Genomic DNA, 13,068 nt, shown 5'->3' with positions numbered 1-13,068 from the left:
AGCCGTTGATCAGCCTGTGCGTCGCAGTGTGTGCGTCATGGGCGTTTCGCGTTCTGTGTCCAGCACTTGTTGTGCGTTGAGGCTGCGGATCGGGATCGAGCGGTCTTGGGGGATGCCGCCAGCCAGTTGCAGTGCGAGATAGCGGCCGCAGCAGACGCGAAGGAAAGAGGTGAAGTTTTCCACGCTGCCATGCGCTTCCTGCAGTTCGTCGTGCAGGCGGGCGCAGAGTTGTGGCACGCTCATGCCGTCGCGGGTGGCGATTTCTTCGAGGACTTTCCAGAACAGGTTTTCCAGACGGATGCTGGTCACCACGCCATGCAGGCGCACCGAGCGCGCGCGGTTGGCGTAGAGGTTCGGGTCGGCGCTGATGAATACCTCGCACATGGTTTTGTCTCCTTCGAACTTCTATTCGGGCGGAAAAGAACCCCGGCATTGTGCATCCATCTGGAAAACGGGTGCACCCGCGACGACCGGGATGCGGTCTCGCGGGTGATTCTGTCGGATTCGGATGTGTTCTGTGTGTCAGTTCTGGAGGTTCAATGCTCGATGCGTGTGCCCAGCACGGCGAGGAATTGCGCGATCCAGTCGGGATGGGCGGGCCAGGCGGGTGCCGAGACCAGGTTGCCGTCGGTATGCGCCTTGTCGATGGCAATGTCGGCGTAGGTGCCACCGGCCAGTTCCACTTCAACGCGGCAAGCAGGGTAGGCCGAGCAGGTGCGGCCCTTGAGCACGCCGGCGCCTGCCAGCAGTTGCGCACCATGGCAGACGGCGGCCACGGGCTTGTTGGTGTCGAAGAAGTGGCGCACGGCGGCGATCACCGCGGGATACGTGCGCAGGTACTCGGGGCCGCGTCCGCCGGGGATGACGAGCGCGTCGTAGTCTTCGGCCTTGATGTTGTTGAACGTCGCGTTCAGCGTGAAGTTGTGGCCGGGCTTTTCGCTGTAGGTCTGCGCGCCTTCGAAGTCGTGGATCGCCGTCTTGATGCTGTCGCCCGCTGCCTTGTCCGGGCACACGGCGTGCACGGTGTGGCCCACGGCCAGCAGTGCCTGGAAGGGCACCATGGTTTCGTAGTCTTCGCAGTAGTCACCGCAAATCATCAGAATCTTCTTGCCTGCCATGTCTGTCTCCGTTTCGTTGGGGGATGTGCTTCCCGCATTGTCGACAGGCTTTGGCGCGCGCGGGTGTTATCCGCTTACTACATGGCGCGCATGGCGACGGCAAAAAGAAGAAAGAAGGGCGTTCAGCGTGGATTGGCGAGAGACGCTTGTACCGAACTCACCAGTTTGTCCAGTTCGTCGATGCCGAACGGCTTGACCAGCGCGCGCACGTTGGGGCCGCCGAGTTGGGTGATCTGCTCTTCAAGTTGGTAGCCGCTGCACAGCACAATCCAGCGCGCGATGTCGGCGCTCAGCAGTCGGGCGCTGAGTTCCAGACCGGAGATGCCGGGCAGCGTGACGTCGGTGATCACCAGGTCGAAGGGGTTTGGTGCATCCAGCTCCAGCGCCTCTTCCGCACTCACGCAGGCGCGTACCTCGCGTCCATCGCCTTGCAGCAGCATGGTGATGGACACTCTGAGCTGATCATTGTCTTCAACGTAAAGAACGCGCACGCAACTCCTCGTGGATGGCTGTTGGGTTGATGGAGGGCTGGTTAACGACTTGCCCAAAATGCTAGCCCGATGCGCAGCAAGGACCAACCCAAGGGATGATAGCCCTACTTGGGCAATGGAAAACCAGGTGCTCAGGCCGCCTTGCGCATCGTGATGTTGAAGCGAAATTCCCGCTCACTCAAAGCGCCTTGAGCGACAGGCCGCACGCCATGAAAACGCAGTCGGTCCACACCTCCCCAGAGCAGCACATCGCCATGCGCGAGCGGGATGGTTTGGGTGTGATCGGAGCGCTTGTCTCCACCCCACAGAAAGACAGCGGGCAAGCCCAGCGAGATGGAAATGATGGGCGCGCCAAAATCGCGTTCGTCACGATCCTGATGCAGCGACAGCCGTGCGCCCGGCGCGTAGCGGTTGATGAGGCAGGCATCGGGCGCGCCGCTCGACGACAGGCCCGAGACCCGCACAGCGCGTTCGGCCAGATCCAGCCAGCGCGCGGGCATTGCAGGCCAGGGCAGATCCGACTGCGGATCGGTGCTGGAATAACGGTAGCCGCGACTGTCGCTCACCCAGCCGAGTTCGCCGCAACTTGTGGTCGCCACCGACATGGCTTTTCCGCCCGGCGTGATCATGTGCCGAAACGGCGCGCGCTGCGTGATGGTGGCGATGTCGTTCAGCAGCGCATCCGCATCGGGCAGCGCGAATCCCTTGAGCAGCACGGCTTCGGAACTCAGCCGTAGTTGCGCTGGCTGGCTCGGGTCATCGGCAAAGAGATCGGCGGTCATGATGATTGGTGCAAACCCTAGTGTAGTTGCGCGACTGTACGCGGGCGATGCGGCTTCGTACCATGCCAGCATTGAACATCAACCCAATATTGCACTGCGCAAATCAAGGAGACGGACATGGGTGTATCGATTGTGGGCTGGGCGCATCTGCCCTTTGGCAAGCTGGATGGATTGTCGCTGCAAGCGCTCATCACCCAATCCGCCACGCAGGCCATGGAGCACGCGGGCATCGACGGCAACGCGGTGGATGGCATCTGGCTGGGCAACCTCAACGGCGGCTTTGCGCCCGACATCTTTGCCTCGTCGCTCGCGCTGCAGGCCGATCCCGGCTTGCGCTGGAAGCCCGCCACGCGTCTGGAAAACGCCTGCGCATCGGGCTCCGCTGCGGTGTACGCCGCATGTGATGCCATCGAGTCCGGCCGTGCACGCGTTGCACTGGTGATCGGTGCGGAGAAGATGACGGCCGTGAGCGGCGCGGAAGTCACGCGCATTCTGGGCGACTGCGGCTACTCGGGCGAAGTGCAGCCGGGCGATGGCGGCTTTCCCGGCATCTTCGGCAAGATCGCGCAGGACTACTTTGCGCGCCACGGCGACAACAGCGCAACGCTTGCGCGCATCGCGGCAAAGAACCATGCGAACGGCGCGCTCAATCCATGGGCGCACATGCGCTGCGATCTGGGCTTCGAGTTTTGCAACACCGTGTCCGACAAGAACCCGATGATCGCCGCGCCGCTGCGCAAGACGGATTGCTCTTTGGTCTCGGACGGAGCCGCCGCGCTGGTGCTGGCAAGCGACGAAGCGCTGGCCGATTTTCAACGCGCGGTGACCTTCCGTTCGCGCGCGCAGGTCAACGATTACTTGCCGATGCAAGGCCGCGACGTCGTTCAGTTCGAAGGCCCGCGTCGTGCATGGCAACAGTCACTCAAACAAGCGAAGGTCGCTGTCAACGATCTGTCTTTTGCCGAGGTGCATGACTGCTTCACCATCGCCGAACTGCTGACCTACGAAGCCATGGGCCTCGCCGAAGCGGGTCAGGGCCATCGCGTGATCGAGGATGGCACTGTCATGCGCGATGGTCGCTTGCCGGTGAATGCATCTGGCGGTCTGAAGGCCAAGGGCCATCCGATTGGTGCGACTGGCGTATCCATGCACGTGCTCTCCGCCATGCAACTCATGGGCGAGGCGGGCGACATCCAGGTGCGTGATCCCAAGCTTGGTGCGGTCTTCAATATGGGCGGCTCTGCGGTGGCCAACTATGTGAGCGTTCTGGAGCGCACACGATGAATATTTCGCAGCTCATCCATCGCACGGCACTCGCGCATGGTGAACGTCCCGCCGTGTTTTCCGGCTCGCAGCTGGTGTGTGATTACCGCACGCTGGAAGACCGTGTGGCGCGGCTTGCGGGTCATCTGCGTGAACATTGCGGCGTGCAGTCCGGTGATCGCGTCGCCATTTTTTCGGCCAACTGCGTGCAATATCTGGAAGCGCTGCACGCCATCCACTGGGCAGGTGCGATTTCGGTTCCGGTCAACTACAAGCTGCACAGCAAGGAACTGGCCTACGTGCTCGAAAATTCCGACGCGCGCGTGGTGTGCGTGTCCCCGGAGCTGCGCGATTCGGCATTGGAAGCAGGCGCGCAAGAGGCCGATCTGCTGGTCTTCGGAACCACGCAATGGCAGGCAGCCGTCAGTGCTGGCGAACGACTTGCCATGCAGGACAAAGGCCCCGATGAAGTCGCGTCGCTGTTCTACACCTCAGGCACCACGGGCAGGCCCAAGGGCGTGATGCAGACGCACCGCAATCTGCTCGCCGCCACCATGGCCTACTACACCGACGTGGACGACGTGCAGGTGCATGACGCCATGGTCTACGCCGCGCCCATGTCGCACGGCGCGGGACTCTACAACTACGCGCACATGCTGCGCGGTGCAAAGCATGTGGTGCCGGTGTCGGGCGGATTCGATCCGGCCGAGCTGGTCGAATTGGCGGCGAACGTTGGCCACCTGAGTCTGTTTGCCGCGCCCACCATGGTGCATCGGCTGGTCGATCACATCCGCCGCGCGAAGGCCGATGTGAGCGGCTTCAAGACCATCGTCTACGGCGGCGGTCCCATGTATGTGGAAGACCTGCGCATTGCGCTCGACACCATGGGCCAGAAGTTCGTGCAGATCTACGGACAGGGCGAATGCCCGATGACCATCACCGCGCTCGGTCGCGAGCAGATTGCCGACGCACAGCATCCGCGTTGGACCGAGCGCATCGCCTCCGTCGGCAAAGCCCATGCCTGCGTGGAGGTGCGCGTGGTCGATGCGGATGACAACGAGGTTCCCACGGGCGAACTCGGTGAAGTCGTCGTGCGTGGCGATGCCGTGATGGCGGGTTACTGGGCCAACGAAGCCGCGACTGCGAGCACGCTGCGCAACGGCTGGCTGCATACCGGCGATGTCGCCAGCATGGACGCAGATGGCTTTCTCACGCTGCGCGATCGCTCCAAGGACGTGATCATCTCCGGCGGCTCCAACATCTATCCGCGCGAGGTCGAAGAAGTGCTGCTGCTGCACCCGCAGATCAGCGAAGTCGCGGTGGTCGGCCAGCGCGATGCGGACTGGGGTGAGGTCGTGATTGCCTTCCTCGTCGCGAGTGAAGGCGCGCGTCCCGACGATGCAGAACTCGACGCGCTATGCCTCGACCACATCGCGCGCTTCAAGCGACCGAAGGCGTACCACTTTGTCGATGCCTTGCCGAAGAACAGCTACGGCAAGGTGCTCAAGACGGAATTGCGGACTTGGCTGGACACGCCAACCTGAGCGTCGCGCATGGACCCGCTCCTGCAGGGAAAATTGAATTGGCGTAGATTGCGCAGCCAGTTCATCACAATGTTTTCCCTGCACGGAGCCCTGCCATGTCCGACCAGCCCAAGAAGCTCAAGATCGATTTCGTCTCCGACGTTTCCTGCCCGTGGTGCGCCATCGGGCTGAAGGCGCTGGAGCAAGCCGCTGATCGCGTGAAGAACGATGTGCAGATCGACCTGCACTTTCAGCCGTTCGAGCTCAACGCCGACATGGTGCTCGAAGGCGAGGATGTGATCGAGCATCTGCAGCGCAAGTACGGCGCGCCCGAAGAGCAGATGCGCAAGAACCAGCAGGCCATCACCGAGCGCGGTGCGGGTGTCGGGTTCACCTTCAACATGGACAAGCGCAGCCGCATCTACAACACGTTCGATGCGCACCGTCTGCTGCATTGGCTCGATGAGGAAGGCACGAGCGAGCAGCAAACGGCGCTCAAGCATGCGCTGTTCTCGGCCTATTTCACCGAGGGTGAGAACCCGAGCGATCACGCCGTGCTGCTGCGTCTGGTGCGCGAACTGGGTTTGAACGAAGCACGTGCCAAGGCGATTCTCGAATCGGATGAATACGCGCAGGACGTGCGCGAGCGCGAGGCTTTCTATCACCAGCACGGCATCAACTCCGTGCCTGCAGTGATCATCAACGACCGCCATCTGATCCAGGGCGGTCAGCCCGTGGAGGCGTTCGAGCAGGCGCTGCGTCAGATCGCGCAGCAGGCCGCCTGACGCTCACTTCGAGTTCAAGCTTCGACGATCACGCCGCGCCGATATTCGCTGGGCGGAACGCCCATGTGCTGCGTGAAAAAGCGCGCGAAGTGACTGGGTGCGGAGAAACCGAGCGAATCGGAAATCTCCGCCAGGCTTTGTTCTCCGCGTGCCAGCAGTTCGGTAGCCACACCCATGCGCGCCCAGTCGAGATACTGCTGCGGCGTGACGCCCACGCAGGCCTTGAACTGCTCGAAAAAGCGCGAGCGCGACAGGCCCACTTCGCTCGCCACCCATTCAAGGCTCGGGTTCTCGGCAGCCTTGGATCGAATCAACCCCAGTGACTTGAGCACGCGCGCATCCATGGGCCGGGTGGCGCGTTGCACGCCTTCCAGCGTGGTGGCAGGCACGTAGTTCCGCACGAGTTCCTGCACCAGATCCAGCACCATCGGTTCGTACTGCGATTCCATGAAGGCCGCACCCGCCTGCATGGCAGAGCCCAGCCGCATCACGCAGCGGTGCAGTTCAGGGCTGACGGTTGCATCGGGCTTTTCAAACAATCGCACCAAAGGCAGACCCACACAGTCGAGCGCTTGCGAGAGCCAGCCCGCGTCGGGCAGCACGGTCAGCACATTGGTGACGGCATTGCCTTCGCTGGCGAGCTTGCTGTGCGGCAGCCACGGATTGACCAGAATGGCCGTGGACTCGTTGAGCACGTAGCGGTGCTGTCCTACAACGAAGCCCGAGGGCGCGCCGCCCAGATGGAAGATGAAATTGAATTCCTGATGGGCATGCTCCACCAGCGCTCTGGCCGTGGCATGCACGGCCACGCGACCAAAGTTGCCTTGCACGGCCACGGATGGCGCTTCCTGGCTCATTGGTTTGTCTCCTGTCTGTCACGGTGCCTGTTTGGTTCCTCTTTGCAAAATCGGACGAACGGGTAAGCGGTCGGATTGCGAGGGGCGGGCTTCGCTGCATTTTGATCCTAAAGTGACAGCCATGTCGAGCGGGCTAGCCAGTAGCCGCTTGGCAGGAACCTTGCAGAGGATTTCAAGGAGACAAACAGATCATGAACAACAAACAAGCCTTCATCGTTGGAAACGGACCGCGCCATGTCATCGTGGTGCATGGTTGGTTCGGCAGCGCCCATGCGTGGGACACGTTCGCGAAAGTGGTGGACACAGAGCGCTTCACCTACGCCTTCATGGACTGCCGCGGCTACGGCGCGCGGCGTGGCGAGAGCGGGCCGCACACCATGGACGCCGTGGCCGACGACGTGGTCGCTCTGGCCGACGAATTGGGCTGGAAGGAGTTCGATCTGATCGGCCATTCGATGGGCGGCAAGGTGATTCAACTGGTGCTGAAGCGTGCGCCACAACGTGTGCGCAAGCTGATTGCCGTGACGCCCGTGCCCGCATTCGGCGTGCCGTTCGACGATGCCACCTGGGCGCTGTTTTCCAGCGCTGCGGATGATGCTGCGACGCGTGCCGGAATCATCAACCACAGCACCGGCAATCGCCTCTCCGCGCATTGGATCGAGCAGATGGTGGCGCATTCGATGCAGCATTCCGACCGTGATGTCTTCGCTGCTTACTTGCCCTCCTGGGCGCGCACCGACCATTCTACCGGTTTGGCAGGTCTACCGAATCCCATGCTGGTAGTGGTGGGCGAACATGATCCGGGACTCACTGCCGAGGTCATGAGGGCCACGTATCTGCAGCTCTATCCCAATGCACACATCGAGACCTTGGCCAACGCAGGCCACTATCCGATGGATGAAACGCCGGTAGCACTTGCCACAGCGGTAGAGCGCTTTCTGGCCGCGTGACGCCAAGCCTATTTTCCAACTTCAACCCCACGTCAATCACCGCACGGTCCGATTGAAAGAACCCCAAGCGAGAACAGTCATCATGGAACACCAAGTCACCATCCCCTCCGACGGCTTGAAGCTGTCCGGCGTTCTGCAAGTGCCCGATCAGCGCGCCGCCAACGAGCCCCGTCCGGCCATCATCGTGCTCCACGGTTTTGGCAGCAACAAGGACGATGGCATGGTGATGCTTGCCAGCCGTTTGTTCGAACGTCTGGGTTATGTGGTGCTGCGCTTTGACATGCGCGGCTGCGGCCAAAGCGAAGGCCAGCGTGCCCGCGTGATCTGCCTGGAACAAGTGGCAGACACGCGCAACGCCATCAGCTTTCTGCAGACCCGCTCCGAAGTGCAGTCCGATGCGATCGCCGTGATGGGCCACAGTTTTGGCGCGGCGGTGGCGGTGTACACCGCAGGCGTGGACGAGCGCGTGGCGGCCTGCATTTCTTCCGGCGGCTGGGGCGACGGCGAAGCCAAGTTCCGCGCACAACATGCGTCGCCCGAAGCATGGCAACGCTTTCAGGACATGCGCGCCGAAGGACAGGCCAAGCTCGCCAAGGGCGAATCCATGAACGTCTCGAGATTTGATATCGTGCCGATTCCGGTGGCGCTGCGCAGCGGCCTGCCACCCGGATCGTTCATGGAATTTCCGTTTGAAGTGGTGGAGAGCATGGTCCATTTTCGTCCCATCGATGTCGTCGGCCAGATCGCGCCGCGCCCCTTAATGCTGCTGCATCCGGCGGTCGATTCGGTCACGCCCACGCAGCAATCCATCGACATGTTCTCCAAGGCCAAGATGCCGACCGATCTGCATCTGGTGGCGGGCATTGACCACTTTATCTTCTCCGACGACAGCACGCTCACGCTGAATCTGGTGCAAAGCTGGCTGAACAAATTCTTCCCGCTTCAGAACAAGGCAGAAGCGCCCGCCGGAGCGCACGCATGACGACGACTGCTGCTTCAGCACCGGTACGCGTACCTGCCGATGTGCTCAGGCCGTGGGCTGCGCGCATGCTGCAAGCGGGTGGCATGAGCGCAGACAACGCGGCTCAGGTCGCCGATGCGTTGGTGTGGGCTGACCTGCGCGGCACCGGTTCGCATGGCGTGTCGCGCCTGCCGCTTTACTTGCAATGGCTTGCCAGCGGAGAAATGGCAGGCCATGCAGAACCCAAGACGATCACACGCTTGCCCGCGCTGGTGGTGATCGACGGTCAGGGAGGCGCAGGTGCCGTGGGCATGCACAGCGTGGTCGATGCGGTGGTGGACGGAGCAAAGAAGGCTGGCGCATGCGTCGGTTTGCTCAAGGCCACCACGCATACCGGCGCGTTGGGCTATTTCACCTCTCACATCGCAAGGCAAGGCATGGTGGGGCTTGCGATGGCCGCGTCGGGTCCGCTCATGGCGTACCACGGCGCAGCCGAGAGTGGACTGTCCACGGCACCCTTGTCGATCGCTGCACCGGGCGTTTCTGCGGACGCCGCGCCCATCGTCTTCGACATGGCATCGAGCGCCGTCGCCATGGGCAAGCTCATGCAGGCACGCGCTGCGGGCAAGCCGCTGGAAGCGGGCTGGGCCATCGACGAACACGGCGAGCCGACACTCGATGCGGCAAAGGCCAAGGTGCTGCTGCCGCTTGGCGGACCGAAGGGTTCAGGCCTGGCGTTGATGGCAGAAGTGGTGTGCAGCTTGTTGACTGCCAATCCGATTCTTTCCACGTCGCTGGCCGTACCTCCGAATGAGCGCAAGCATCTGCAGAACGCATTCGTGTTGGCCATCGATATTGCGCAGGTCACTAGTCTGGAGCAGTTCCATCAGGACATGGCGGCGTTGGTAGCGGCGATCAAGAATCTTCCGGCTGCTGGCCAGGCTCGGATTTTGATGCCGGGCGAGCGGGGGGAGGGGGAGCGTCTTCTCCGCGTTGAAGAGGGCATTACCCTTGCCGCTCCGGTTGTGCATGCTTTGAGCAAGCTGGCTTTGGAATTTGGGTTGGATGTTCCTTGGCCTTTGGTTTGATTTTTTGAGTTTTGCTGGCCGGGTGTTCGCCCCGGCGGGCGAGTAACTTTTTGCTGCGCCAAAAAGTCACCAAAAATCGCTTTTGAAGTCCCACGATATAACTCCCTTCGCGCTGCGCGCTCCGCTCGGACAAATATCGTGAGTCAGAGTAGAAACTGGGGAGGGGGCTGCTGCATTCTGCGATGCAGCAGCGGAGGCGCAAGCATCGCGACGGAAAAGATCGATGGTTGAGCATGAGAGTTCAATTCGTCGGGCGGCTTACGCCCAAGCATCTCGCGAGGTCGCGAGATGCAGCACGAGCAACGCGAAGTGCCGTAACACACCTCTTATGAAACCTCTGACTCGCGGCGGTTGCCCGAACGGCGCGACGCAGTCGCAAAGTGAGTTCTGCCGCGGGTATTGAAAAGCGATTTTTGGTGACTTTTTGGCGCAAGCAAAAAGTTACTCGCCCGCCGGGGCGAGACCCGGCCTCCGTAAGTAACCACCCAACGAAAACAAAAACAAAAAAGAGCCGAAAGCTCACGGCATCTGAGCAATAAAGTCCGCCACGGCCTCAATATCTTCAGCCCGCAGATGCGGCACGATCATCGTCATCAACTTCCCCCGCCCCCCGCGATGCGCCTCCCAGTCCTTCAATTGCTGAGAGGTATAGGCAGGCATCTGCCCAGCAAGCCGCGGAAAGTCCGGCCCATACCCCTTGCCATCCACACGATGACACGACACACAGGCGGGCAAATCATTCGACGGATTGCCACCAAAATAAATCTTCTTTCCGGCTTCCACACGCGAAGGATCGCGTGGCTTGGCGACGCCCGCTTTCTGCGCTGAGTAGTACGCTGCCAGATCCAGAATCTGCTGCTCGTTCAGCGATGCAGCGAGCGGCTGCATGATGGTACTAGTGCGGTGCGAGCGCTGCCCCGCAGGGGCCTGAAACGCGCGCAGCTGCTTGGCCAGATACTCGGGCAATTGCCCTGCAAGTCGCGGATAGTCCGGCATGGTGGGGTTGCCGCCAGGCCCGTGGCAGGCCACGCAGGTCTGGTTGGCCAGCACCGCGCCCTGATCGGCCCGACCTTTGGGGGCGGCGGCAGGTTCTGCAGCCAATGCACAGCTTGCAGAACAAGCCAGTGCAAGAGCAGCGGCGGCGATCTGTAATGCGCTGCGCCGGTCGTGCTGTTCACGGTATGTTTTCATGTCTCGCTCACTTCCTCATAATCATCGTTTGTTGTCTTGGATGGTTTTGCTTTGCGTTTGGAGGCCTGCACAAACCAACTAGCGGGGCGTCTCGTTCAGTTTGGGGATTGCCGGTGACCAGCCCATGGGGCGCAGCAAGCGGCTTTCCTGTTGCACGACGAGGCCTTTGACCTGCTCCATGTATTTCTGCCAACGCGGATCGCGTTGCAGTCGATCACGGCGTGCGTTGCGGTCTTCGAAGCTGTCGAAGGCCCACAGATGCACGATCTGGTTGAGCGTTCCGGTCTCGCTCACGAAGTAGCCAACCAGACGCTCGTAGATGTCGCGATGGGCCTCGAATCCGAGGCTTTCATATGCCGCCAGAAACCGCGGCGATGTGCCGGGCTCCAGCGTGTAGGTGCGTTGTTCGATCAACATGATGGCAATGGGCCGTGCGCGTCCATCAGGAACCGGTGCGTGTCTGGCGCGAGATGCTCGCGGCCTGGTCTGGCGTGAACACGCTCTTGGGCACCATGGTGTGCACGCCCTTCGGTGGCTTGGAGGTGTAGTTGGTGTTGGTCTGGTGCGAGTACTGCGTCACGCGCACGCTGCCTGCCACGCTGACGAGCGAGTACACATCGTCGCGCTCGATCTTGGCCAGGGGCGCAAGCCAGTTCATGGTGTTGAGCAGCGAGGCGGTGAGGGCCGATTCCAACGAATCTCCATATCCGAGGCCGATCCAGTGCGTGGGTGTCTCCACCATCAAGGTCTTGAGGGGCGAGCGCTTGTGCAGGATGAACTGGATGCGCATGTCTTCCATCGCGGTTTCGATGGCGGTCTGATTGACCACGCCATCGCCCTGCGCTGCGTGCGAGTCACCGGTCCAGATCATGCCGCCTGCGCGCTGCACGGGCAGGAAGATGGAGGCACCTTCGGTCAGTTCGCGCAGCACGATGTTGCCACCGTAAGCGCCGCTCAGAATGCCGCTTACCGGATCGTTACCTGCAGGCATGGCTGCGATCACACCTTGCGTGGGTTGCAGTTCATAGGCAATGCCGTTCTTGAAACTGGCTTGCTTGCGGGCATCATCGAACTTGAAATACTGCAGATAAGGTTTCTTGAACTCGGTAGGCAGCGCGCCCACGCCAAGGGGTGAGCTGTTCCAACCCCATTCGATGGGTCTGAGGCGCAGCATGCGGCATTCGATCCAGTCGCCGGGTTCTGCGCCGCGCACGGCGACCGGACCCACCAGTGAATAAGGCCCCGCTGGGTAGCGCTTGCGGATGGGCTCGCGCGCGTCGAACGGCATGCCGTACTTGGCTTCGTCCGCCCAGTTCACCCAGGTGTTGGGATAGTGCACCCAGTCGCCCGAATCGACGGTGACGGCGGCTGGCGCTTTCGGATCCATGGCGCCTACGCGCACGGTGTCCTTGTTGGATGGCAGTTCGTGGCGCTTGCCCAGCGGTGTGCTGCCGGCGACATCGCCGCCACCAGCGTTGGCTGCAGCGGGTGTGCCCGATGTGGCGCAACCCGCCAGTGGTGCGAGCGAGCCAAGACCAAGCATTCCCGCCCAGCCCAGAGCGGAGCGGCGTGAGGGCGAGCGCAGGCTGTTCTTGCGCTCGTCGGCGGTGCGGCGGATGTTGTCGGTGTCGAGCCCTTCGCCCTGCGGCATGCTCGAATCTCCCTTCAGTTGGTGAACGCATTCGGTCAAACCGGCGCAGCAGCCGTAGCTCAGGCGAGTCGCTTCATTGGATGATGCTGTAGACATGATTTCTTGCTCCTTGGATGCTCAGAATCTGAGGCTGGTGCAAGACTAAATTTGTCTGTCCAAATAACGGAAACCGCAGCTTCCGGCTTCTTACCGAATCGTCTTGGATATGAGTTCGGCATGCATCTTTCGGACGATTCGGTACGCGCCGGGATGAGCGCGTTCACGGTGCGGGAGACGCAATTTCTATACTGCGGATTCATCCGGATTTGCCAAGGCGGCAAATGACCACAGGCACGCAGGCTCTTGATCTTGCGGTCATCATCTCAAGAGACAATGCGCAGTTGCAGCAGACGAAGGAGACGAGTCACC

The 13,068-nt window shown here is 61.6% G+C and carries 14 protein-coding genes; 6 read left to right on the top strand and 8 right to left on the bottom strand.

The genetic code is table 11. The features are described 5' to 3' along the window. Positions 1–9: 9 nt before the first annotated feature. The 4 genes from G7048_RS07195 to alkB form a co-directional block, all read right to left on the bottom strand. The gene (locus G7048_RS07195) at positions 10–384 is read right to left on the bottom strand and encodes a ribbon-helix-helix domain-containing protein (protein WP_166067472.1); all 375 of its coding nucleotides are present in this window, start codon (positions 382–384) and stop codon (positions 10–12) included. A gap of 152 nt (positions 385–536) precedes the next feature. Then, the gene (locus tag G7048_RS07190) at positions 537–1,118 is read right to left on the bottom strand and encodes a DJ-1/PfpI family protein (protein WP_166067471.1); all 582 of its coding nucleotides are present in this window, start codon (positions 1,116–1,118) and stop codon (positions 537–539) included. Positions 1,119–1,240: 122 nt separating this feature from the next. After that, complete coding sequence (locus G7048_RS07185) at positions 1,241–1,570, bottom strand: response regulator (protein WP_371747658.1); 330 nt, start codon at positions 1,568–1,570, stop codon at positions 1,241–1,243. Positions 1,571–1,740: 170 nt separating this feature from the next. Beyond that, positions 1,741–2,394: a DNA oxidative demethylase AlkB gene (alkB, locus tag G7048_RS07180; RefSeq protein WP_371747697.1), complete on the bottom strand. Its 654-nt coding sequence runs from the start codon at positions 2,392–2,394 to the stop codon at positions 1,741–1,743. A 114-nt stretch (positions 2,395–2,508) separates the two neighbouring features. On the opposite strand from alkB, the gene G7048_RS07175 reads away from it, so the two are divergent. The 3 genes from G7048_RS07175 (at position 2,509) to G7048_RS07165 (ending at position 5,962) form a co-directional block, all read left to right on the top strand. After that, positions 2,509–3,675 (top strand): acetyl-CoA acetyltransferase, encoded by a 1,167-nt coding sequence (locus G7048_RS07175; RefSeq protein WP_166067468.1) that lies wholly within the window; start codon positions 2,509–2,511, stop codon positions 3,673–3,675. Further along, entirely contained in the window at positions 3,672–5,198 is a 1,527-nt protein-coding gene (locus tag G7048_RS07170) for an AMP-binding protein (RefSeq protein ID WP_166067467.1), read from the top strand. Before G7048_RS07175 ends, G7048_RS07170 begins: the two co-directional genes overlap by 4 nt. 95 nt (positions 5,199–5,293) lie before the next feature. Further along, positions 5,294–5,962 (top strand): DsbA family oxidoreductase, encoded by a 669-nt coding sequence (locus G7048_RS07165; protein WP_166067466.1) that lies wholly within the window; start codon positions 5,294–5,296, stop codon positions 5,960–5,962. A gap of 14 nt (positions 5,963–5,976) precedes the next feature. Here G7048_RS07165 and G7048_RS07160 read toward each other — a convergent pair whose 3' ends face one another. After that, positions 5,977–6,819, bottom strand: coding sequence for an AraC family transcriptional regulator (locus tag G7048_RS07160; RefSeq protein ID WP_166067465.1), 843 nt, complete (start codon positions 6,817–6,819; stop codon positions 5,977–5,979). Between the two features lie 191 nt (positions 6,820–7,010). On the opposite strand from G7048_RS07160, the gene G7048_RS07155 reads away from it, so the two are divergent. From G7048_RS07155 to G7048_RS07145, 3 genes are all read left to right on the top strand, one after another. Continuing rightward, entirely contained in the window at positions 7,011–7,769 is a 759-nt protein-coding gene (locus tag G7048_RS07155) for an alpha/beta fold hydrolase (RefSeq protein WP_166067464.1), read from the top strand. Positions 7,770–7,851: 82 nt separating this feature from the next. Then, positions 7,852–8,751: an alpha/beta hydrolase gene (locus tag G7048_RS07150; protein WP_166067463.1), complete on the top strand. Its 900-nt coding sequence runs from the start codon at positions 7,852–7,854 to the stop codon at positions 8,749–8,751. Continuing rightward, positions 8,748–9,818 (top strand): Ldh family oxidoreductase, encoded by a 1,071-nt coding sequence (locus tag G7048_RS07145; RefSeq protein WP_166067462.1) that lies wholly within the window; start codon positions 8,748–8,750, stop codon positions 9,816–9,818. The genes G7048_RS07150 and G7048_RS07145 overlap by 4 nt, the downstream gene beginning before the upstream one ends. Before the next feature lie 519 nt (positions 9,819–10,337). Here the strand turns inward: G7048_RS07145 and G7048_RS07140 are convergent. The 3 genes from G7048_RS07140 to G7048_RS07130 all read right to left on the bottom strand — a co-directional run bounded on the left by G7048_RS07140 (position 10,338) and on the right by G7048_RS07130 (position 12,756). Next, a complete protein-coding gene (locus tag G7048_RS07140; protein ID WP_166067461.1) occupies positions 10,338–11,009 on the bottom strand; it encodes a cytochrome c in 672 nt (223 codons plus the stop codon). A 78-nt stretch (positions 11,010–11,087) separates the two neighbouring features. Further along, entirely contained in the window at positions 11,088–11,426 is a 339-nt protein-coding gene (locus G7048_RS07135; protein ID WP_166067460.1) for an NIPSNAP family protein, read from the bottom strand. A 25-nt stretch (positions 11,427–11,451) separates the two neighbouring features. After that, positions 11,452–12,756 (bottom strand): acetamidase/formamidase family protein, encoded by a 1,305-nt coding sequence (locus G7048_RS07130; protein ID WP_240933202.1) that lies wholly within the window; start codon positions 12,754–12,756, stop codon positions 11,452–11,454. Positions 12,757–13,068: the final 312 nt, after the last annotated feature.

Source organism: Diaphorobacter sp. HDW4B (genome assembly GCF_011305535.1).
Taxonomy (GTDB): Bacteria; Pseudomonadota; Gammaproteobacteria; order Burkholderiales; family Burkholderiaceae_C; genus Diaphorobacter_A.
The sequence above is the reverse complement of the archived record's forward strand: the minus strand, read 5'-3'. Positions and strand labels throughout refer to the sequence as shown.

What these genes read in the sequence shown, in the direction of transcription:
- G7048_RS07155 (WP_166067464.1), top strand. Translation starts at nt 7,011, where the DNA reads ATGAACAACAAACAAGCCTTCATCGTTGGAAACGGACCGCGCCATGTC.
- G7048_RS07150 (WP_166067463.1), top strand. Translation starts at nt 7,852, where the DNA reads ATGGAACACCAAGTCACCATCCCCTCCGACGGCTTGAAGCTGTCCGGC.
- G7048_RS07145 (WP_166067462.1), top strand. Translation starts at nt 8,748, where the DNA reads ATGACGACGACTGCTGCTTCAGCACCGGTACGCGTACCTGCCGATGTG.
- G7048_RS07140 (WP_166067461.1), bottom strand. Translation starts at nt 11,009, where the DNA reads ATGAAAACATACCGTGAACAGCACGACCGGCGCAGCGCATTACAGATC.
- G7048_RS07165 (WP_166067466.1), top strand. Translation starts at nt 5,294, where the DNA reads ATGTCCGACCAGCCCAAGAAGCTCAAGATCGATTTCGTCTCCGACGTT.
- G7048_RS07160 (WP_166067465.1), bottom strand. Translation starts at nt 6,819, where the DNA reads ATGAGCCAGGAAGCGCCATCCGTGGCCGTGCAAGGCAACTTTGGTCGC.
- G7048_RS07130 (WP_240933202.1), bottom strand. Translation starts at nt 12,756, where the DNA reads ATGTCTACAGCATCATCCAATGAAGCGACTCGCCTGAGCTACGGCTGC.
- G7048_RS07135 (WP_166067460.1), bottom strand. Translation starts at nt 11,426, where the DNA reads ATGTTGATCGAACAACGCACCTACACGCTGGAGCCCGGCACATCGCCG.
- G7048_RS07190 (WP_166067471.1), bottom strand. Translation starts at nt 1,118, where the DNA reads ATGGCAGGCAAGAAGATTCTGATGATTTGCGGTGACTACTGCGAAGAC.
- G7048_RS07195 (WP_166067472.1), bottom strand. Translation starts at nt 384, where the DNA reads ATGTGCGAGGTATTCATCAGCGCCGACCCGAACCTCTACGCCAACCGC.
- G7048_RS07175 (WP_166067468.1), top strand. Translation starts at nt 2,509, where the DNA reads ATGGGTGTATCGATTGTGGGCTGGGCGCATCTGCCCTTTGGCAAGCTG.
- G7048_RS07170 (WP_166067467.1), top strand. Translation starts at nt 3,672, where the DNA reads ATGAATATTTCGCAGCTCATCCATCGCACGGCACTCGCGCATGGTGAA.